The organism is Bradyrhizobium sp. STM 3561 (genome assembly GCF_045571455.1).
Lineage (GTDB): Bacteria > Pseudomonadota > Alphaproteobacteria > Rhizobiales > Xanthobacteraceae > Bradyrhizobium > Bradyrhizobium vignae.
Genome location: NZ_CP120695.1, coordinates 2236811 through 2257337 on the forward strand (window position 1 = coordinate 2236811; position 20527 = coordinate 2257337).

At 64.8% G+C, this 20527-nt stretch carries 15 protein-coding genes and 2 pseudogenes; 12 read left to right on the forward strand and 5 right to left on the reverse strand.

What is annotated here, in order from left to right; genetic code table 11:
* The first annotated feature begins 137 nt into the window (after positions 1-137).
* Both P6U28_RS10195 and P6U28_RS10200 read left to right on the forward strand, forming a co-directional pair.
* A pseudogene (locus tag P6U28_RS10195) lies at positions 138-1830 on the forward strand (GMC family oxidoreductase).
* A 561-nt stretch (positions 1831-2391) separates the two neighbouring features.
* Positions 2392-3000 carry a hypothetical protein gene (locus P6U28_RS10200; protein ID WP_122403724.1) on the forward strand — a complete coding sequence of 203 codons (609 nt, stop codon included), beginning with the start codon at positions 2392-2394 and terminating at the stop codon, positions 2998-3000.
* Positions 3001-3074: 74 nt separating this feature from the next.
* Here P6U28_RS10200 and P6U28_RS10205 read toward each other — a convergent pair whose 3' ends face one another.
* The 4 genes from P6U28_RS10205 to P6U28_RS10220 form a co-directional block, all read right to left on the reverse strand.
* Positions 3075-4550, reverse strand: coding sequence for an FAD-binding oxidoreductase (locus P6U28_RS10205; RefSeq protein WP_122403723.1), 1476 nt, complete (start codon positions 4548-4550; stop codon positions 3075-3077).
* A gap of 251 nt (positions 4551-4801) precedes the next feature.
* Entirely contained in the window at positions 4802-6091 is a 1290-nt protein-coding gene (locus P6U28_RS10210; protein WP_407122141.1) for an MFS transporter, read from the reverse strand.
* A 110-nt stretch (positions 6092-6201) separates the two neighbouring features.
* Entirely contained in the window at positions 6202-7398 is a 1197-nt protein-coding gene (locus P6U28_RS10215; protein ID WP_122403721.1) for an acetyl-CoA C-acyltransferase, read from the reverse strand.
* A gap of 323 nt (positions 7399-7721) precedes the next feature.
* The gene (locus tag P6U28_RS10220) at positions 7722-8492 is read right to left on the reverse strand and encodes an enoyl-CoA hydratase (protein WP_209294362.1); all 771 of its coding nucleotides are present in this window, start codon (positions 8490-8492) and stop codon (positions 7722-7724) included.
* A 154-nt stretch (positions 8493-8646) separates the two neighbouring features.
* On the opposite strand from P6U28_RS10220, the gene P6U28_RS10225 reads away from it, so the two are divergent.
* Both P6U28_RS10225 and P6U28_RS10230 read left to right on the forward strand, forming a co-directional pair.
* On the forward strand, positions 8647-9174 hold the full coding sequence (locus P6U28_RS10225; RefSeq protein ID WP_162500318.1) for a PaaI family thioesterase: 528 nt from the start codon (positions 8647-8649) through the stop codon (positions 9172-9174).
* 70 nt (positions 9175-9244) lie between these two features.
* Complete coding sequence (locus P6U28_RS10230; protein ID WP_122403718.1) at positions 9245-9865, forward strand: TetR/AcrR family transcriptional regulator; 621 nt, start codon at positions 9245-9247, stop codon at positions 9863-9865.
* 120 nt (positions 9866-9985) lie between these two features.
* On the opposite strand, the gene P6U28_RS10235 is transcribed toward P6U28_RS10230, so the two are convergent.
* On the reverse strand, positions 9986-10894 hold the full coding sequence (locus P6U28_RS10235; protein ID WP_122403717.1) for a LysR family transcriptional regulator: 909 nt from the start codon (positions 10892-10894) through the stop codon (positions 9986-9988).
* A 102-nt stretch (positions 10895-10996) separates the two neighbouring features.
* On the opposite strand from P6U28_RS10235, the gene P6U28_RS10240 reads away from it, so the two are divergent.
* The 8 genes and pseudogenes from P6U28_RS10240 to P6U28_RS10275 all read left to right on the forward strand — a co-directional run bounded on the left by P6U28_RS10240 (position 10997) and on the right by P6U28_RS10275 (position 20426).
* A complete protein-coding gene (locus P6U28_RS10240; RefSeq protein WP_407122143.1) occupies positions 10997-12493 on the forward strand; it encodes a CoA-acylating methylmalonate-semialdehyde dehydrogenase in 1497 nt (498 codons plus the stop codon).
* A 122-nt stretch (positions 12494-12615) separates the two neighbouring features.
* Complete coding sequence (locus P6U28_RS10245; RefSeq protein ID WP_407122144.1) at positions 12616-13761, forward strand: isobutyryl-CoA dehydrogenase; 1146 nt, start codon at positions 12616-12618, stop codon at positions 13759-13761.
* Positions 13758-14825 (forward strand): enoyl-CoA hydratase/isomerase family protein, encoded by a 1068-nt coding sequence (locus tag P6U28_RS10250; protein ID WP_122403714.1) that lies wholly within the window; start codon positions 13758-13760, stop codon positions 14823-14825. Before P6U28_RS10245 ends, P6U28_RS10250 begins: the two co-directional genes overlap by 4 nt.
* A 13-nt stretch (positions 14826-14838) precedes the next feature.
* Positions 14839-15738: pseudogene (gene mmsB, locus P6U28_RS10255) on the forward strand (3-hydroxyisobutyrate dehydrogenase); the annotation flags it as partial.
* Positions 15739-15867: 129 nt separating this feature from the next.
* A complete protein-coding gene (locus P6U28_RS10260; protein WP_407122145.1) occupies positions 15868-17586 on the forward strand; it encodes an AMP-binding protein in 1719 nt (572 codons plus the stop codon).
* The gene (locus P6U28_RS10265) at positions 17587-18066 is read left to right on the forward strand and encodes a MaoC family dehydratase (RefSeq protein WP_122403711.1); all 480 of its coding nucleotides are present in this window, start codon (positions 17587-17589) and stop codon (positions 18064-18066) included.
* 228 nt (positions 18067-18294) lie between these two features.
* A complete protein-coding gene (locus tag P6U28_RS10270; RefSeq protein ID WP_122403710.1) occupies positions 18295-19212 on the forward strand; it encodes an SDR family NAD(P)-dependent oxidoreductase in 918 nt (305 codons plus the stop codon).
* On the forward strand, positions 19209-20426 hold the full coding sequence (locus P6U28_RS10275) for an NAD(P)/FAD-dependent oxidoreductase (protein ID WP_407123051.1): 1218 nt from the start codon (positions 19209-19211) through the stop codon (positions 20424-20426). Before P6U28_RS10270 ends, P6U28_RS10275 begins: the two co-directional genes overlap by 4 nt.
* Positions 20427-20527 lie beyond the last annotated feature (101 nt).

The following is a 20527-nucleotide window of genomic DNA, read 5'->3' on the forward strand; positions in this document are numbered from 1 at the left end:
GGCCCTCGAAGGACGACGGCCCGGCTGCATCGGGGCCGTGCATCCTTCGAGGCTCTCCATGGGACGCGTTGCGTCCCATGCCTCGCACCTCAGGATGGCGGATTGCTAACGGACAAGAACAACAGGAAGCGCCAATCGTGTACGACTTCATCATCGTGGGCGGCGGCTCGGCGGGGTCCGTGCTGGCCCACCGGCTTTCCGCTAGAAGCGCCAACAAGGTCCTGCTGTGCGAGGCCGGGCAGGACACGCCACCTGGCAACGAGCCGGCCGAGATCAGGGACAGCTATCCCGGCACGGCCTATTTCGATCCGCGCTTCCATTGGACCGAGCTGAAGGTCACGACGCAGGTCGTCAGCCACAACAATCCGAACGAATCGCGTCCGCCGCTACGCAAATATGAACAGGCGCGCGTGCTGGGCGGCGGCTCGTCGATCAACGGCCAGATGGCCAATCGCGGCGCGCCGACCGATTACGACGAATGGGAGGCGCGGGGCGCCGAGGGCTGGAGCTGGAATGACGTGCTGCCCTTCTTCAAGAAGGTCGAGCGCGACCTCGATTTCGACGGGCCATATCACGGCAAGGACGGCCGGATCCCGGTCCGCCGCATCCCGCGGGAGCACTGGACGCAGCATTCGGAGGCGTTCGCGCAAGCCTTCCAGCAGGCAGGGCATCAATTCGTGGCCGATCAGAACGGCGAGTTCGTCGACGGCTTTTTCCCGGTGACGCATTCCAACCAGGCCGAGCAGCGCGTCTCGGCCGCCATGGGCTATCTGGATCGCGACACCCGCAAGCGCACGAACCTCACGATCTCCACCAACACGCAAGTGCGGGAGCTGTTGTTCGATGGCACGCGCTGCGTCGGCGTCAACGCAATGGTCGACGGACGCGAGCAGGAATTCCGCGGACGCGAGATCATTCTCTCCAGCGGCGCCATCCATTCGCCGGCACATCTGCTCCGCGCCGGTATCGGCCCGGTCGGTCACCTCAAGGACTTAGGGATTCCCGTGCTGATGGCCTTGCCGGGCGTCGGCCAGCGCCTGATGGATCATCCCTCGATCTCGCTGTCGTCCTTTGTCCGCCGCGGCGCGCGCATGAACGAGCACACCAGGCGCCACATGCAGCTCGGCCTGCGTTACTCCTCCGGGCTGCCAGGGGTGCCCAAGGGCGACATGTTCGTCGTCGTCATCAGCAAATCGGCCTGGCACGCCGTCGGCGCGCAGATCGGCTCGCTCCTGACCTTCGTCAACAAGACCTATTCCGAGACTGGACAGGTCAAGCTTGCCTCGCGCGATCCCTCGGCAGAGCCGATCGTCGAGTTCAACCTGCTGTCCGACCGGCGCGACCTCGATCGCCTCATGAGCGGCTTCCGCAAGATGGCGGCGGTGCAGATGAGCGAAGTCGTCAGGAAGGTCACGGACAAGCCGTTCCCGGCCGCCTATACCGATCGCGTCCGCAAGATCGGCGTGGTCAACACCAGGAACAGGATACTCACCACGATCGCCGCGGCGCTGATGGACGGTCCGGCGGCGCTGCGTCACTACATGATCGACAAGGGTGGAAGGCTTCACCTTCGATCAGGTGATGCACGACGACGAGGCGCTGGAAGCCTTCGTGCGCAAGGCGACGATCGGCGTGTGGCACGCCTCGTGCTCGTGCCGCATGGGCCGCGCCGACGATCCGATGGCGGTGGTCGACAACCAAGGCCGCGTCAAGGGCGTGCAGGGCCTGCGCGTCGTCGACGCCTCGATCTTCCCGGTGGTGCCATGCGCCAACACCAACTTCCCGGTCCTGATGTCGGCTGAGAAGATCGCGGCCGCGATGCTGCAGTGAGTGGCAGCGAGTTCTGGCTATCCGGACAATACCAGGAGCAGTACAGGAGCAGTACAGGGAAGAGGAGCGCTGATAGGAACCTTGTCCGGTGTCCTGCATTCAACGCGTATGAGAAACCTGTATTTCGGCATCGGCGCTCTCGCCGGCGCGCTGGTTCTTCTCACGATATGGCTAGCCGAGCACGAGCGGCAGGCGTCAATCGACCGTCTTCAGCAATGGGAGATTCCGCACGCGCCTGCGCGTTAGGAGCGGATCTTCCCTTAATGCCGCTGCTGCAGGCATAGCCGCATTGTCATCGGGGACGAACCGGATATTGGCCAAGCAAGTGGCTCCGCAACGCTCCAAAATGCGAGCCGGGACTCGACTGCATGCAGCAGGTTTTTCGCGCGAGACGTGCATTCGCGCATTGCGTTTGAATCATGTCGGTCACTACGTGTAGGCGCCGATGATCGCGGCACCGCGTCGCGCAAGCATTTTCAGCCGCTCTTTAGGCCCCATTTCAGCCAAACTGTTATTGGTTCCTCGCTGTCCGGGGCAGGGTCTCTCATTTGGAGTCCTGCAATGTTCAAGCGAGTATTTTCTGCGTGCTTCTTCGTTGTCTTAGGTTCTGTCGCTTCGGAAGCGCGGCCATATCGCGTTCATCAAGCTCCTGAATGCAATGTCACCATGCCCTGCGACTTCTCCTATTCGCAGACGCGACGCGAGCGGGCTTCCGCGTCCTCAACTTCCACGTCCTCACTAGCTTCTCGATCTTCGCTGATTTCCAGGTCCTCACTGCAAGCCTACCGCTCGACGCAACTGACGGTGACTGATGCCGGGGGCAGCGTTGCGCCGGCGGCCGTCTCCGGTGTCTCCAGCGCTCGCATTGTCGGTGGCCGTCCAGCCGGCTGCCCTTCCTCTTTCTGCGGCTGCGGCGCGGCTCTGCGCGTGTTCGGTCGTATCGTGCCGGAATTGAATCTTGCGTCCAACTGGCTGCGCTTTCCGCGGACATCGCCCGCACCAGGAATGGTTGCTGCGCGACGCGGTCACGTTTTCGTCCTCGAGCAGCACCTCGGAGGCGACGTCTGGCTGGCCTATGACGCCAACTCGGGCGGGCACGCGACGCGAATCCATGCGCGTTCATTGCGAGGGTATACGATCGTCAACCCGCGCGGCGGTTCGATGGCTTGAGGACAGCGGACCCCACTCTCGATAAGACGATGGACGGGTCGCAACATCTTCGCGACCCGCCCACGTAGCATGGATCACAGCCGCAGCACCTTGCCGGGATTCATGATGTTCCGCGGATCGAGCGCCCGCTTGATGGTGCGCATGATGTCGAGCTCGGTCTTCGAGCGGTAGTGGCTGAGCTCGTCGAGCTTGTCGATGCCGATGCCGTGCTCCGCCGAGATCGAGCCGCCCATCGAGGTGATGAGATCGTTGACGGCCCGCGTGATGGCGCCCTTGTATTGAGCCAGCGTCTGCTGATCCATGCCCACCGGCCCCATGAACGAGAAATGCAGATTGCCGTCGCCGATGTGTCCGAGCGGGTAGGGCCTGATACTCGGGAGAATGTCGAGCACGGCCTTGGTGCCCTTGTCGATGAACTCCGGTATCTGGGAGATCGCCACCGAGACGTCGTAGCTCAGCCCAGGTCCTTCGGCCCGCGAGGCCTCGGCGACACCCTCCCGGATCCGCCACATGTTGCGCGACTTGCCGACCGTCTGAGCGATCGCGGCATCGAGCACCCGACCAGCCTCGAGCTGGTCGGCGAGAAACTGCTCCAGCTTCTCGGCCATGCCCTCGGTCCCGTCCCGGCGTGGGCGTGCCGACGACCATTCGAGCAGGAGATACCATGGCGTCTCCGCCTTCAGCGGATCCTGGGTGCCGGGGATGTGGCGCAGCACCATATCGATCGCGCTGCGGCTCATCAGCTCGCATGAACCGACATTGTCCTCGGACGCGCTGTGCGCTTCGGACAGGATCTCCAGCGCCGCGCGTGGATCCCGGATCGCCAGCCATGCGGTGCAGACGTCCTTCGGTGCCGGCCATAGCTTGAGCACCGCCTTGGTGATGATGCCCAGCGTGCCTTCGGCGCCCATGAACAGGTGCTTGAGGTCGTAGCCGGTGTTGTCCTTCTTGAGCGCGCGCAATCCGTCCCAGACCTCCCCGCTCGGCAGGACGACCTCGAGCCCCAGCACGAGGTTGCGGGCATTGCCATAGCGCAGCACCTGCACGCCGCCGGCGTTGGTCGAGAGGTTGCCGCCGATCATGCACGAACCCTGGGCGCCGAGACTGAGTGGCAGGAACCTGTCGTATTGGCTTGCTGTTTCCTGAAGCGTCTGCAGCACACAGCCGGCCTCGACCGTCATCGAATAGCCGACGGGATCGACATCAAGCACGCGGTTCATCCGACCGAGCGACAACACGATGCCGGTGTGCGCAGGCCAGGGCGTCGCCCCGCCCATCAGGCCGGTGTTGCCACCCTGCGGCACGATCGCGATGCCGTGCTCATGACAGAGCCGGACCACCTTCGACACTTCCTCGGTGCTGGCAGGACGAACGACGGCGCCGGCACCGCCGACCAGCAATCCCCGCCAGTCCATCACGAACGGCTGCATGCCGTGTTCGTCCTCGATAAAACCCTTCCCGCCGACGATCGCGCGCAACGCATCGCGTATCTCGGAGGTCAAAGCAGCGGTCGGGATGATGGGATCAGAGGACAGGAAGGCAGCCGGCATTTGTTCCCTCTGGCGCATCTTGATGTGCACTGCGCACGTGATGTGCGGAGGTATTGTTCACGTTTTGGCCAGGGAGTCTAACGGGAATGTGGTTCGAGCTGAAAGTCGCTCTTTCCAATGCAGCTTGGGCATCTTGATGCTGCAAGCGGGCTTTGCGGCCGACATGACCGTAAAGTGCGGGCGACTGGTGCAACCGCAGTCTTGCGGATCGGTGACGCCGCGGTGTTCGGCGTCACCACCACGATCAGGTACTAAGCCGCCGCCGGCTGCAGTTTCGGCTGCCGTGACAGCGCCAGCACGATCAGGGCCGCGAACACGCAGAGCGCGCCGGCGATGAAGAACGCGGGCAGGTAGCTCTGGTAGACCGTCCGCGAGAAACCGGCGCCGAACGCGGCCGTGCCGGCACCGAGCTGATGGCCGGCGAAGATCCAGCCGAACACCAGATTGGCGCGCTCGGGGCCGAACTTTTGCGCGGTGAGGCGCACCGTCGGCGGCACCGTGGCGATCCAGTCGAGACCATAAAACATCGCGAAGACGGAGAGACCGTAGAACGAGAAATCGCTGAACGGCAGGAAGACCAGCGAGAGCCCGCGCAGACCGTAGTACCAGAACAGCAGCCAGCGATTGTCGTAGCGGTCCGACAGCCAGCCCGACATGATCGTGCCGAAGAAGTCGAAGATGCCCATCGCGGCCAGCAGGCTCGCCGCCTGCACCTGCGGGATGCCGAAATCGAGGCACATCGGAATCAGGTGCACCTGCACCAATCCATTGGTCGAGGCGCCGCAGACGAAGAAGGTTGCAAACAGGATCCAGAACGCCGTCGACTTCGAGGCGTCGCGCAGCGTGCCGAGCGCTACTGCCGTGATCGAGCCGTGGCTCGCGGGCGGGGCGGGCAGGGGCTCGGTGCCGTCGTCACCGAACGGGCGCAGACCGACGTCGCTCGGCCGGTCGCGCATCGCGAGCAGCACTGCGAGCGCGGACACGCCGAGCATGACGCAGACGAAGCCGAGCGCGAGCCGCCAGCCGAACCGTTCGTTCAGGCTTGCCAGCAGCGGCAGGAACACGAGCTGGCCGGTGGCGACGCTCGCCGTCATGATGCCGACCACGAGGCCGCGGCGTGCCGCGAACCAGCGCGTGGCTATGGTCGCGCCCAGCACCAGCGCGGTCATGCCGGTGCCGATCCCGATCACCACGCCCCACAGCGCGATGAGCTGCCAGACCTCGGTCATGCCGAGCGAGGCTACGAGCGCCGAGACCACGATCAGCTGGGCGGCCAGCGTTACGTTGCGCAGGCCGTAGCGGTTGAGCAGGGCGGCCGCGAACGGCGCCATCAGCCCGAACAGGATGAAGCGGATCGACAGCGCGGAGGAGATCTCCGCCGTGCTCCAGCCGAACTCCTTCTGCAGGGGAACGATGAACACGCCGGGCGCCCCGACCGTGCCGGCGCTGATCAGCGCGGCGAGGAAGGTCACGCCGACCATCACCCAGCCGTAGTGGATGTTGCGGCGGGACAATGCTGCCGCGAGCCAGTTCGAGATCATTGGGCCTCGTTGTTGTTGGCGGTCCATGCCGGATCCGCGTCATGCTTCCAATCTGGCATAAAGAAGGGAAGTCTGAAATGACAGACTTCCCTTAATTTCGGACATCGGTCCTAGTGCGCCAGCCGCTCCACCGCGATCGCTGTCGCTTCACCACCGCCGATGCAGAGCGCGGCGATACCGCGCTTGAGGTTCTGCGCCTCGAGCGCGTGCAGCAGCGTCACGATCAGCCGCGCGCCGGTCGCGCCGATGGGATGGCCGAGCGCGCACGCGCCGCCGTTGATGTTGAGCTTGTCGCGGGGAATGCCGAGATCGCGCTGCGCTGCCATCGCCACCACCGCGAAGGCCTCGTTGATCTCGAACAGGTCGACATCGGAGGCAGCCCAGCCGACCTTGTCCAGCAGCTTGCGGATCGCCGGGATCGGCGCCGTCGTGAACCATTGCGGCTCCTGACTGTGGGTGGCGTGGCCCTTGATCTCTGCGAGAGCAGGCAGACCGTTGCGATCGGCCAGCGACCGTTTCGTCAGCACCAGCGCGGCAGCGCCGTCGGCATTGGCGGACGAGGCGGCCGGCGTGATGGTGCCGTTGGCGCGGAACGCCGGCTTCAGGCCGGGGATCTTGGCGGGATCGACCTTGAGCGGATGCTCGTCATTGGCGATCACGCGAGGACCCGCTTTCTCGGTGAGCGTGACCGGCGCGATCTCGGCCTTGAACGCGCCGCCCTCGACCGCCTTGCGCGCGCGGCTCAGCGTTTCCATTGCGTAAGCGTCCTGATCCTTGCGGGTGAACTGATAGGCCTCCGCGGTCGCCTCGCCGAAATCGCCCATGGAACGGCCGGTCTCATAGGCGTCCTCGAGGCCGTCCATCATCATGTGGTCGATGATACGGTCGTGGCCGACGCGATAGCCGCCGCGCGCCTTGGCCAGCAGATAGGGCGCGTTGCTCATGCTCTCCATGCCGCCGGAGACGACGATGTCGGCCGATCCCGCACGGATGATGTCGTGCGCCAGCATGGTCGCCTTCATGCCGGAGCCGCAGACCTTGTTGACCGTGGTGGCGCCAGTGGCATCGGGGAGACCGGCGCTGCGTGCCGCCTGCCGCGCCGGCGCCTGGCCTTGTCCGGCCGGCAGGACGCAGCCCATGAAGACCTCGTCGACCTTCTCGGGCGCGAGCTTGGCACGCTCCAGCGCCGCCCCAATCACGTGCGATCCGAGCTTGTGCGCAGGAAGCGGTGACAGTTCGCCCATGAAGCGACCGAGCGGGGTGCGTGCGGCGGAGACGATGACGACGGGATCGGCGGCTTCGGCCATGATGGAACTCCCTGGCGATGGCGAGGTAGGATTACGGTCATCATATGATGCGGCGCAAAAATTGCAATCGCGCGAAGGATGAGAAAATGTCGTGGTCCGGATGAGATTTGGTCGTGCGATTTGAGAAGCGTATCGACGCCGGCGCTTCGGCATGAGCGTAGCCGTCGCCTCACACTCCGCTGTCATTGCCCGCGAAGGCGGGCAATCCAGTACTCCAGAGGCCATCGTGTTAAGCCGAGACGCCGCGGCGTACTGGACGCCCCGTCAAGCCGGGGGCATGACACCTCTAGCTTGGAGGGAGCCTCTTCACTCCAGGACCAAGGCTACCGCTTCCGGTTCACGAAGGCCTGCATCAGCCGCGTCGGCTCGTCCGTCAAGAACGATTCGCCGAACACCTTCACGCTCAGATTCACCGATTCCGTCAGCGGCAGTTCTTCCCACTGCCGCAGCAGTGCCTTCTGCGAGCGCAGCGCCTCAGGGCCGCAGGCGAGCAGCGCCTTCACGACATGCTCCACCTCGGCATCCAGCTCGCCGGGCGCGGCGACCTTGTCGACCAGGCCCCAGGCCAGCGCGGTCGGAGCATCGATGTTCTCCGCCGTCATCACCAGCCACCGCGCGCGGGCCCAGCCGATCAGGCGGGGCAAGAGCGCCGCATGGATTACCGAGGGAATGCCGACGCGCACCTCGGGCATGCCGAAATGCGCATCATGTGCAGCGATCCGGACGTCGCAGGCCGCCGCCACTTCGAGCCCGCCACCGAGGCACCAGCCGGGCATGCGCGCGATGACCGGGGCAGGGAACTGGCGGACCGCCTCGCAGAGATCGCGCAGGCGGCTGATGAAGGCCTCGGCCGATTTCTGGCCGAGCTTCGCCATCTCCTTGATATCCGCCCCCCCGATCATGCTCTTCTCGCTCTCGCCGCGCAGCACCACGACGCGGATGCTGCGGTCGGAGCTGAGCTGCTGGAGGCTTTCACGCACGGCGTCGATCACCGGCGAGCCGAGAATGTTCAGCGAGCCGGCGTTGCAGATTGCGACATGGACGACGCCACGCGCATCGCGCGTCACGCCGCAGTGGTGGTTGAGCATTTCCATCGTGGTATCTCGAAAGGCTTTCGTGGACGCGCAAGCTGCCCTGGTCGGGATCACTTCCGAGCCCAAACGACCGGTTTGTCAAGCGGGCGGTAGGCGGAGTTGCTAACGCGAAATCCGTCGCATAGTATGATATATATCATACAAAGGGGTAGCCATGGCGGACATCGATCAACTCGACCTGTTTTCACCGGCCCAGCGGCGCGAGCGCGTGGTGAATTGGCAGGTGCCTGCGCCGGTTGCGAGAGTTGTCATGGGGCTGTCGGGCATGGACGCGATGCTGGGGATTCGCGACGGTCGTCTGCCGCCGCCGCCCTTCGCGAAACTGATCGGGTTCACCATGGCCGTGGTCGAGCCGGGCCGGATCGTCATGGAACTGGAGCCGCGCGAGGATCTCGAAAACACCATCGGTCTGCTCCACGGCGCGACCGCAGCGGCGCTGCTCGATACGGCCATGGGATGTGCACTCTCGACCCGGCTCGAGGCCGGGCAAAGTTCGGTGACCCTCGATCTGAAGCTGACCTACTTGCGCCCACTGTCGGTTCGATCCGGGCTGATCTCGGCCGAAGGCAAGATCGTCAAGCTGGGCCGCCAGACCAGCTACACTGAAGGCTTCGTCCGCGACGGTAAGGGAGCCCTCGCGGTGCATGCAACTGCAACCTTCTCCATGATCGGCAACAACTAAACATGAATTAATGCACCGTTCGGGTGGCTTTCGTGTTATGAGATGATCTCCGACATTCAATGAGATCCGCATGCGCTATTCCCGGGAACACAAGCAGGAAACCCACGATCGGATCGTGAAGAAGGCCTCCGTGCGGCTGCGCGAGAAGGGCGCCCACGGCATCGGCGTCGCCGACCTCATGAAGGAGGCGGGCCTGACCCATGGCGGCTTCTACGCGCATTTCGATTCCCGGGAGGCGTTGGTGATCGAGGCCTTTGGCTATGCCATGGACCGCTCGATGGAGCACTGGCGCAAGCTCGCGGGCGAGGCCGCTCCTGAAAAGCGGCTGGCGCTGATTGCGGAGAGCTACCTCTCAACGCTGCACCGCGACAATCCCGGTCATGGCTGCTCGATCCCCTCGCTTGGCGCCGAGATTGCCCGCGAGAGCCCAAAGACGCGCAAGGCCTTCGCCGGCAAGCTCGACGAGATGATCGAGATGATGACCGACTACATCCCGAACATGCCGCGCAAGGCCGCCCGTAAGCAGGCCATCGCGACGCTGGCCACGATGGCCGGCACCGTGCTGCTGGCGCGCATTGCCGGCTCCAGCGAACTGTCCGACGAGGTGCTGAAGGCGGGCCGGGACAGCGCGCTCGATGGCGCGAAGCGCGAGCCGAAGGCGACGGCCGCGAAGAAGGCGAAGCAGGGTTAGCGGGATGCCGTAGGGCGCGCAGAGGCACTTGCGCCGTGCCCACCGTCTCTCCACGATGTCAGCAGAAGGGGGGTGGGCACGCTATGAGTCGCGCGTTCGCGTGTCTCATCGCTCTCCTACTCACCTTCCCGCAAACAGCGTCCGTTCGCGCTCGACAATCTCCGAGATGTAGTCCGCCACGGCCCTGATCCGCGCGAGGTCCTTGCTGTCGGCGTGCATCAGCATCCAGAACGTGCGGGTGATCGAGATCTCCTCCGGCAGCACGCCCCTGAGCTGCGGATAATCGCTCGCCATGAAATGCGGCAGCACGGCGATGCCGAAGCCCGAGAGCGTGGCGTTGAGCTGGGCGATCAGATTGGCGCTGCGAAAGCGCGCGGAGATTCGCGGCGACACCTGCGGCAGATAGTCGAGCTCCGGCGTGAACAAGAGTTCCTCGATGTAACCGACGAAGCGGTGCTGCACCAAATCCTGCCGGGAGATGATCTCAGGGAAGCGGTCGAGATAGGCGGGGGCGGCATAGAGCCCGAGGCGGTAGTCGAGCAGCTTGCGGCCGACGATGCGGCCTTCCTTCGGCATGGTCAGGCTGATGGCGATATCGGCCTCGCGCTTGGAGAGACTGAATAGCCGCGCGGTGGCCACAAGTTGCAGATCGAGATCGGGATACCGGTCGGCGAACGGCGCCAGCCGCGGCGCCAGGAAGGCGGTGCCGAAGCCATCAGGCGCGCCGATCCGCACCGTGCCGGTCAGCCGCGCCACGGAGCCGCCGACCTGCTCCTGGTTGGCGACGATGGTCGATTCCATGGCTTCCGCGCTGTCGGCGACGCGCTGGCCGGCCTCGGTGAGGAGGTAGCCGGTCTTGCGCCGATCAAACAGCTTGGCGGAGAGGTGCTTCTCCAGCCGGTCGACGCGCCGGATCACCGTGGCATGATCGACCCCGAGCTGTTTTGCCGCAGCCGACACCGAGCCGCCCCGCACGATGGCCAGCACGAAGCGGAAGTCGTCCCAGTCGATAGCGCCTTGATCCAGCATTTTCGCACATCTATGGTGCATTATCTCAGACTTGAATCCTATAAAATGCAGGTCAATAGGATTTGTCAAAGCGACCACGCTCGGCCTGAAGGAGATCATTCCATGCGCTCAATCGGACATTTCATCGGTGGCAAGGAGGTCAAGGGCACCTCGGGCCGCACCGCCGACGTCTTCGAGCCGATGACCGGTGACGTCCAGGCCAAGGTGGCGCTGGCGTCCAAGGCCGAGGTCCGCGCCGCCGTCGAGAACGCGCGCGCAGCACAGCCCGAATGGGCCGCGACCAACCCGCAGCGTCGCGCCCGCGTCATGATGCGATTCCTGGAGCTGATCCAGCGCGACTACGACAAGCTCGCCGAGTTGCTCGCGCGTGAGCACGGCAAGACCGTGCCCGACGCCAAGGGCGATATCCAGCGCGGCCTTGAAGTGGTCGAATTCGCCTGCGGCATCCCGCATCTGATGAAGGGCGAGTACACCGAAGGAGCCGGACCCGGCATCGACATCTATTCGATGCGCCAGCCGCTTGGCGTCGTCGCCGGCATCACGCCCTTCAACTTCCCGGCGATGATTCCGATGTGGAAGTTCGCCCCCGCGATCGCCAGCGGGAACGCCTTCATCCTCAAGCCGTCGGAGCGCGATCCCGGCGTGCCGATGAAGCTCGCCGAGCTGATGATCGAGGCGGGCCTGCCGGCCGGCATCCTCAACGTCGTCAATGGCGACAAGGAGGCGGTCGACGCCATCCTCGACGATCCCGACATCAAGGCCGTCGGCTTCGTCGGCTCGACGCCGATCGCGCAGTACATCTATGAGCGCGCAGCCCAGACCGGCAAGCGCTGCCAGTGCTTCGGCGGCGCCAAGAACCACGCCATCGTCATGCCTGACGCCGACATGGACCAGGCGGTCGACGCGTTGATCGGCGCCGGCTACGGCTCGGCCGGCGAGCGCTGCATGGCCGTCTCGGTCGCGGTGCCCGTCGGCAAGTCCACCGCCGACCGCCTGATGGAGAAGCTGATCCCGCGCGTCGAGTCGCTCAAGATCGGGACCTCGATCGATCCGTCGGCCGATTACGGTCCGCTGGTGACGCGCGAGGCGGTCGAGAAGGTGAAGAGCTACATTGACCTCGGCATCAAGGAAGGCGCGACGCTCGCGGTCGACGGCCGCGGCTTCAAGATGCAGGGCTACGAGAACGGCTTCTATCTCGGCGGCTCGCTGTTCGACAACGTCACGAAGGACATGCGGATCTACAAGGAAGAGATCTTCGGCCCAGTGCTCTCGGTCGTGCGCGCGCATGACTACAAGGAAGCGCTGGCGCTGCCGTCGGATCATGACTACGGCAACGGCGTTGCCATCTTCACCCGCGACGGCGATGCCGCGCGCGACTTCGCGGCCAAGGTGAACGTCGGCATGGTCGGCATCAACGTGCCTATCCCGGTGCCGATCGCCTATTACACCTTCGGCGGCTGGAAGAAGTCCGGATTCGGTGATCTCAATCAGCACGGTCCGGACTCGGTCCGCTTCTATACCAAGACCAAGACGGTGACCTCGCGCTGGCCGTCCGGCGTCAAGGAAGGCGCGGAGTTCTCGATCCCGCTGATGAAGTAATCTCCTCAGCCGTCATTGCGGGGAGCCCTTGCGACGAAGCAATCCAGACTATCTCTGCGGAGGGATGCTGGATTGCTTCGCTGCGCTCGCAATGACGATGGAGTGAAAGGGTAGGCGGCAGCATGCAATTCGCTCTGAACGAGGATCAGGTCGCGGTTCGCGACATGGCGTTGGCGTTTGCGGCGGAGAAGATCGCGCCGCATGCGCTGCGCTGGGATGAGGACAAGCATTTTCCCGTCGACGTCATGCGCGAGGCGGCGACCCTCGGCATGGGCGGCATCTACATCCTCGAGGATGTCGGCGGCTCCGCCATGACGCGGTTCGACGCGGCACTGATTTTCGAGGCGCTGGCGACGGGCTGCCCGACCACCTCGGCCTTCATCTCCATCCACAACATGGCGAGCTGGATGATCGATGCCTTCGGCAGCGAGACCCAGCGCCACACGTGGCTGCCGAAACTCTGCACGATGGAGCTGATCGCAAGCTACTGCCTGACCGAGCCGGGCGCCGGCTCGGATGCGGCGGCTTTGCGCACCCGCGCAGTGCGCGACGGCGATCACTACGTCCTCAACGGCCAGAAGCAGTTCATCTCGGGCGCCGGCGGCACCGACCTCCTGGTCGTGATGGTGCGCACCGGCGGCGATGGCCCCGGCGGCATCTCGACTCTTGTCATCGATGGCAAGACGCCGGGCGTATCCTTCGGCGCAAATGAGCGAAAGATGGGCTGGAACGCGCAGCCGACCCGCGCGGTGATGTTCGAGAATGCCCGCGTACCCGTCGCCAATCGCTTGAGCGAGGAGGGCACAGGCTTCAAGATCGCCATGGCCGGCCTCGACGGCGGCCGCCTCAACATCACGGCGTGCTCGCTCGGCGGCGCGCAGACCGCAGTCGACAAGGCGCGCGCCTACATGAAGGAGCGCAAGGCGTTTGGAAAGCGGCTCGACGAATTCCAGGCCTTGCAATTCCGCCTCGCTGACATGGCAATCGAGCTGGAGGCCGCGCGTACCTTCCTGTGGCGCGCTGCCGCGGCGCTCGACCGCAAGGACCCCGACGCCACCATGCTGTGCGCCATGGCAAAGCGTTTCGGCACCGATGTCGGCTTCGAGGTCGCCAACCACGCCCTGCAGCTTCACGGCGGCTACGGGTATCTCAGCGAATACGGCATCGAGAAGATCGTGCGCGATCTGCGCGTGCACCAGATCCTCGAAGGCACCAATGAAATCATGCGCCTCATCGTGGCGCGCAAACTGATCGAGGGCGCGCGATGAGTTCAGCGGAAGAGGGCGATCTGGTCGCCCGCGTCGAGGGTTCGGCCGGCATCATCAGGCTCAACCGTCCCAAGGCGATCAATGCCGTGACGCTCGAGATGTTTCGCGATATCGACAAGGCGCTCGACCGCTTCGAGGCCGATCCCGCCGTCAGCGTGATCCTGCTCGAAGGCGCCGGCGAACGCGGCCTCTGCGCCGGCGGCGACATCCGCACGCTCTGGGAGAGTTCGAAGGTCAATGGCGATCTCGGCAAGATCCTGTGGCGCGAGGAGTACATCCTCAATGCCAGGATCAAGAAGTTTCCGAAGCCGTATGTCGCCTTCATGGACGGCATCGTGATGGGCGGCGGCGTCGGGCTTTCCGCCCATGCCAGCCACCGTGTAGTCACGGATCGAACGAAGCTGGCGATGCCCGAGGTCGGTCTCGGCTTCTTCCCCGATGTCGGCGGTACCTATCTGTTGTCGCGCTCGCCGGGCGAGATCGGCACCTATTTCGGCCTGACCGGCCAGACCATGAACGGGCCGGACGCGATCCACGCGAGGTTCGCGGACTGGGTTGTGCCGGCTGTGAAGCTGCCGGAGCTGCGCGAGGCGCTAACGAAACTGCGCTCCGGTGCAACCGCCGCCGACGTCGGTCAGCTCATCAACGGCTTTGCAACCGGCGAGACCGCAGGGCCGGTCGCGGCGAAGCAGCGCGCGATCGATGCATTGTTCGGCTTCGACCGCATGGAGGACATTTTCGCGGCGCTCAAGCGCGACGGCTCCGACTTCGCGCAGGCCGCGCTAAAGACGCTCAACGAAAAATCGCCGCGCGGCATGGTGGTGACGCTGAAGCTGCTGCGCCTCGCGCGCAAATCGTCGAGCCTGGAAGAATGTCTGGTGCGCGAATACCGCGCAGCGCTGGAAGTGTTTCGGAGCGACGATTTCCGCGAAGGCGTGCGTGCCGCCGTGATCGACAAGGACCGCAACCCGACCTGGTCGCCGCCGCGGATCGAAGATGTCACGCCGGAGGTGCTAGCGCCGTATCTCGCCGAGATCGGTGCCGACGAATTGAAGTTCAACTAACAACGCGACAGCGGAGGAAACGACAATGGCCACGATCGCATTCATCGGTCTCGGCAACATGGGCGGCCCGATGGCGGCCAACCTGGTCAAGGCCGGCCACAAGGTAGTGGCTTTCGACCTCGTCGAAGCCTCGCGCAATCAGGCCAAGGCCGATGGCGCCAGCATTGCCGACAGCGCGCCGGCCGCGGTGAAGGGTGCCGATGTCGTCGTCACCATGCTCCCCGCAGGCAAGCATGTGCTCGGCGTCTGGAACGAGGTGGTGCCCGCCATGACCAAGGGTGCGCTGATCATCGACAGCTCCACCATCGACGTCGAGAGCGCGCGGGCCGCGCATGCGCTCGCCGCCAAGCACGGCGTGCTCTCGGTCGATGCGCCGGTCTCCGGCGGCACCGGCGGCGCCAAGGGCGCAACGCTCACCTTCATGTGCGGCGGCGAGGAGAAGGCTTTTGCCGCGGCCAAGCCGGTGCTGGAAAACATGGGCAAGAAGATCGTGCATTGCGGCGGCGCCGGTGCCGGCCAGGCCGCCAAGATCTGCAACAACATGATCCTCGGCATCTCCATGATCGCAGTCAGCGAAGCTTTTGCGCTCGGCGAAAAGCTTGGCCTTTCGCACCAGGCGCTGTTCGATGTCGCTTCGACCTCGTCCGGCCAGTGCTGGTCGCTGACGACCTATTGCCCGGTGCCGGGCCCGGTGCCGACCTCGCCGGCCAACAACGACTACAAGCCGGGCTTTGCCTCGGCGCTGATGGTGAAGGACCTGACCCTGGCGCAGGACGCAGCGAAGGCCGCCGGCGCTGCTACGCCGCTCGGCAAGCATGCGCAGGAGATCTATCAGTCTTTCGACGCAGCCGGCCATGGCGGGGTGGATTTTTCCGGAATTATCAAGCACGTTCGCAGCCTCGCTGGAAAATAGCGGGGCTTCGTAGCCCGGATGGAGCGAAGCGAAATCCGGGACAGCTGCTTCCAATTGGCTTAGCAGCCCGCGGATTGCGCTTCGCTCCATCCGGGCTACGCTCGAACATCATTTCGACGGGCCCGGACCATGACGACATTTCAGGAAGCGCGCGCGTTTCTGCTCGATCACCGCACGGACTATGAGGCAGCGGTCAAAGGCTTCCGGTGGCCCGATCCGGCTCCGTTCAACTGGGCCCTGGACTGGTTCGACGCCGAACTGGCGACGAATGCGGACAGCAAGGACCGCCCCGCACTCTGGATCGTCGACGCCGCGCAGGACCGGCAGACAAAATTGTCCTTCGCTGCGCTCTCGAAGCGCTCCAACCAGGTCGCGAACTTCCTCCGCGCGCAGGGTTTGAAGCGCGGCGATCATCTCCTGTTGCTGCTCGGCAACGTGGTTCCCCTGTGGGAGACGATGCTCGCCGCGATGAAGCTCGGCGTGGTCGTCATTCCCGCGACGACGTTGCTCACCGCCGACGAGCTGCGTGACCGGCTCGATCGCGGCAAGGCGAAGGCGGTGGTGGCTACCGAGGATCAGGTCGCAAAATTTGCGAGCCTTGGTGCCGAGAATACCGTGCGCATCGTGGTCGGCGCAGCCTCGGGCGGTTGGCTTGCGTATGACGAGGCGGCAAAGGCTTCCGAAAGTTTTGCGCCGGACGGTCCGACCAATGCCGACGACCCGATGCTGCTCTATTTCACCTCGGGCACGACGGCGAAACCAAAGCTGGTGCGGCACAGCCAGCGCAGCTATCCGGTCGGTCATCTCTCGACGATGTACTGGATCGGATTGAAGCCCGGCGACATCCATCTCAACATCTCCTCACCCGGCTGGGCCAAGCATGCCTGGAGCTGTTTCTTTGCTCCGTGGAACGCGGGCGCGACCGTGTTCGTGGTCAACCAGCCGCGCTTCGACGCTAAGGCGCTGCTCGCCACCATCGGCCGCTGCGGCGTCACCACGCTGTGCGCGCCCCCGACGGTGTGGCGGCTGTTCATCCAGGAGAACCTTGCTTCGTTCAAGGTCGCCTTGCGCGAGGTCTGCGGCGCCGGCGAACCGCTCAACCCTGAAGTGATCGACCAGGTGCAGGCAGCCTGGGGCCTCACCATCCGCGACGGATACGGCCAGACGGAAACGACCGCACTGGCCGGCAACTCGCCGGGTCAGCAGATCAAGATCGGCTCGATGGGCCGGCCACTACCTGGCTATCGCGTGCAGATCAGCGATGCCGACGGCCATCCGGCGAAGGAAGGCGAGGTGACGCTGGTGCTGGGCCCCGATCGCCCCGCGGGCTTGATGCAGGGCTATCAGGGCGACGATGGCAAATTGTCCGGGGCAGAGGGCGCGCTCTATCGTAGCGGCGACGTGGTGTTCGCGGACGAGGACGGCTATCTCACCTTCGTCGGCCGCTCCGACGACGTGTTCAAATCCTCCGACTATCGCATCAGCCCGTTCGAGCTGGAAAGCGTACTGCTCGAGCATGAACTGGTCGCGGAAGCAGCGGTGGTGCCGAGCCCGGATCCGATCCGGCTCGCGATTCCGAAGGCTTTCGTGCTGCTGACCTCGGGCGCGGAATGTTCGCCGGAGACCGCGCTGTCGATCTTCAAGCACCTGCACACGCGCCTCGCGCCGTTCAAGCGCATCCGCCGCCTGGAAATCGTCACCGAGCTGCCGAAGACGATCTCTGGCAAAATCCGCCGTGTGCAGCTACGACGGCTCGAACGCGACAATGATCGTAACGATCCGCTGCGCGGCCGGGAATTCCGCGAGGAGGATTTTCCGGAGCTGGCGAAAACTCGGAGTGAGACTTAAGTGAACGAAGTCTGGAAGAAGCCGCCGATTGCCCTGGATGCCTATCAGGCCATGGTCGGCAAGGAGATCGGCGTGTCGTCGTGGCACCTGATCGATCAGCCCCGTATCGACGCCTACGCCGACGTGATCGAGGATCACCAGTTCATCCACGTCGATCCGGAACGCGCGAAGAAGGAAACCGCCTTCGGCACCACGATCGCGCACGGTTTTCTGACGATGTCGCTGCTGTCGATCATGTCCTACGAGGTGATGCCCGTGATTGCGGGCACCACGATGGGCGTGAATTACGGCTTCGACAAGCTGCGCTTCATCTCGCCGGTGCGTTCGGGCAAGCGCGTCCGCGGCCGCTTCGTGCTGGCCGAAGCCAAGCTGCGCAAGCCGAATGAATTGCAGTCCCGCACCAACGTCACCGTGGAGATCGAAGGCGAGGACAAGCCGGCGCTCGTCGCCGACTGGCTCGGCCTGATCTATTTCGCGTAGGCTCGAGGCGTCGTTGCCGGCCTTGACCCGGCAACCCATCGCTGGTCAAAAGGCAACCCAGAGCGGGGTTTCCCCTCGCCCCTTGTGGGAGAGGGTGCCTCGCGGAACGCGAGGCGGGTGAGGGGTCTCTCTCCGCGAGCGCATCTGTAGAGAGAGACCCCTCATCCGGCGCTTCGCGCCGCCTTCTCCCACAAGGGCAGAAGGTAAGAAGAATAGAGACCCTTACTCATGGCAATCAGGTTCGACGGACGCGTCGCCATCGTCACCGGCGCGGGCAATGGTCTCGGCAAGGCGCACGCCCTGGGTCTCGCCAGTCGCGGCGCCAGGGTCGTCGTCAACGATTTCGGCGGCGCGCGCGACGGCACCGGCGGCTCGTTGTCGCCTGCGGAGGCCGTCGTCGAGGAGATCCGAAAGGCCGGCGGTACCGCGATGGCGGACGGTGCCGACGTCTCCAATTTCGAGCAGGTCGCCGCGATGGTCGAGCGCGCCACCAGGGAGTGGGGCAGCGTCGATTTGCTGTGTGCCAATGCCGGCATCCTGCGCGACAAGTCGTTCGGCAAGATGGAAGCGGCCGATTTCCAGAAGGTGCTCGACGTGCATCTCGTCGGTACCTTCTATTGCTGCAAGGCGGTCTGGGCCGGCATGCGCGACCGCAATTACGGTCGCATCGTGCTGACCACGTCGTCCTCCGGCCTCTACGGTAATTTCGGCCAGGCCAATTACGGCGCGGCGAAATCGGGCATGGTCGGCCTGATGAACGTGCTGGCCGAAGAAGGCCGCAAGAACAACATCCGGGTCAACATCATCTCGCCGACCGCGGCGACCCGCATGACCGAAGAGCTGCTGCCGCCGCAGGCGCTGCAACTGATGAAGCCCAACGCGATCACGCCCGCGGTCGAGTACATGCTGAGCGAGGATGCGCCCACCCGCACCATCATGGGCGCAGGCGCCGGCTCCTTCGCCGTGATCAAGATTTTGGAGAGCGAAGGCATCAACCTGCCGGAGAGCGAGTGGACGCCGGACGCGATTGCCGCACATTTCGCTGAGATCAGCGACATGTCGAAGGCAAAGGCGCTGCAGGGCGCGTTCGAGCAGACGCAGAAATATGTAGCGCAGGCCGCGGCGCGGGCGGGGATCAAGCTCTGACCGACGTCGCCGTCATCGGTGCCGGTCCCGCCGGGCTGATGGCGGCGGAGGTGCTTGCGTTAGGCGGCGCGCGCGTTACCGTCTACGACGCGATGCCGTCCGCCGGCCGCAAATTCCTCATGGCCGGCCGCGGCGGGCTCAATCTCACCCACAGTGAGCCGCTGCCACAGTTCATGACGCGTTATCGCGAGATGGCACTGAGGCTGCAAGCCGCAATCGAGGCGTTCCCGCCGGATGCGCTGCGTGCCTGGAGCGAGGCGCTGGGCGAGCCGACTTTCGTTGGCACCAGCGGGCGGGTGTTTCCCAGGGCGTTCAAGGCGTCTCCGCTGCTGCGGGCCTGGCTGCGGCGGCTCGATACCGCCGGCGTCCGGTTCGCCCTTCGTCATCGCTGGAGCGGTTGGGATGGCGAGGGGCGGCTGCGGTTCCAAGCGCGCGATGGGATGCTTGCCATCGCGGCCGACGCCACCGTGCTGGCGCTCGGTGGCGCCAGCTGGCCACGCCTGGGCTCGGATGGTAGCTGGGCGATGATCCTGGCCGACAAAGGTATCTCGGTCTCCCCGCTGCGGCCTGCCAATTGCGGCTTCACCATCGCATGGTCCGATGTTTTTCGCGCGCGTTTCGAGGGCCAGCCGCTCAAGGGCATTGCGCTGAGCTTCGGTCCGCACAGGCTTCGTGGCGAAGCGATCGTCACGCAGGCCGGCATCGAGGGCGGCGCGATCTATGCGCTGTCGGCCGAACTGCGGGAGGCTATCGCGGTGAACGGCGAAGCGCTGCTGCATATTGCTCTGCGCCCCGATGTCGATCAAGCCGAGCTCGTCAAGCGTCTGTCGCCATCGCGCGGCAAGCAATCGTTCTCCAACTTCCTGCGCAAGGCTGCGCAGCTGTCGCCCGTCGCCGTCGGGCTGCTGCAGGAGGCTGTGATCGGTGCGGGGCAGTCGCTGTCGGCAATGTCGCCCGAGCGATTGGCCGAGCTCATCAACGCCGTGCCGATCAAGCTCACCGGCGTGGCGCCAATCGCGCGCGCGATATCGAGCGCCGGCGGCATCTCGTTCGACGAAGTCGACGCGGATTACATGATCCGCAAGCTGCCAGGCGTATTCGCCGCCGGCGAGATGCTGAACTGGGAGGCACCGACCGGCGGGTATCTGCTCCAGGCGTCGTTTGCGACCGGTGTCGCCGCGGGCAGGGGCGTGCTGGAGTGGCTCAAGCGCTAACCATCGTCATTGCGAGCGCAGCGAAGCAATCCAGAATCCCTCCGCGGAGGTAATCTGGATTGCTTCGTCGCTTTGCTCCTCGCAATGACGGTCGAGAGCGG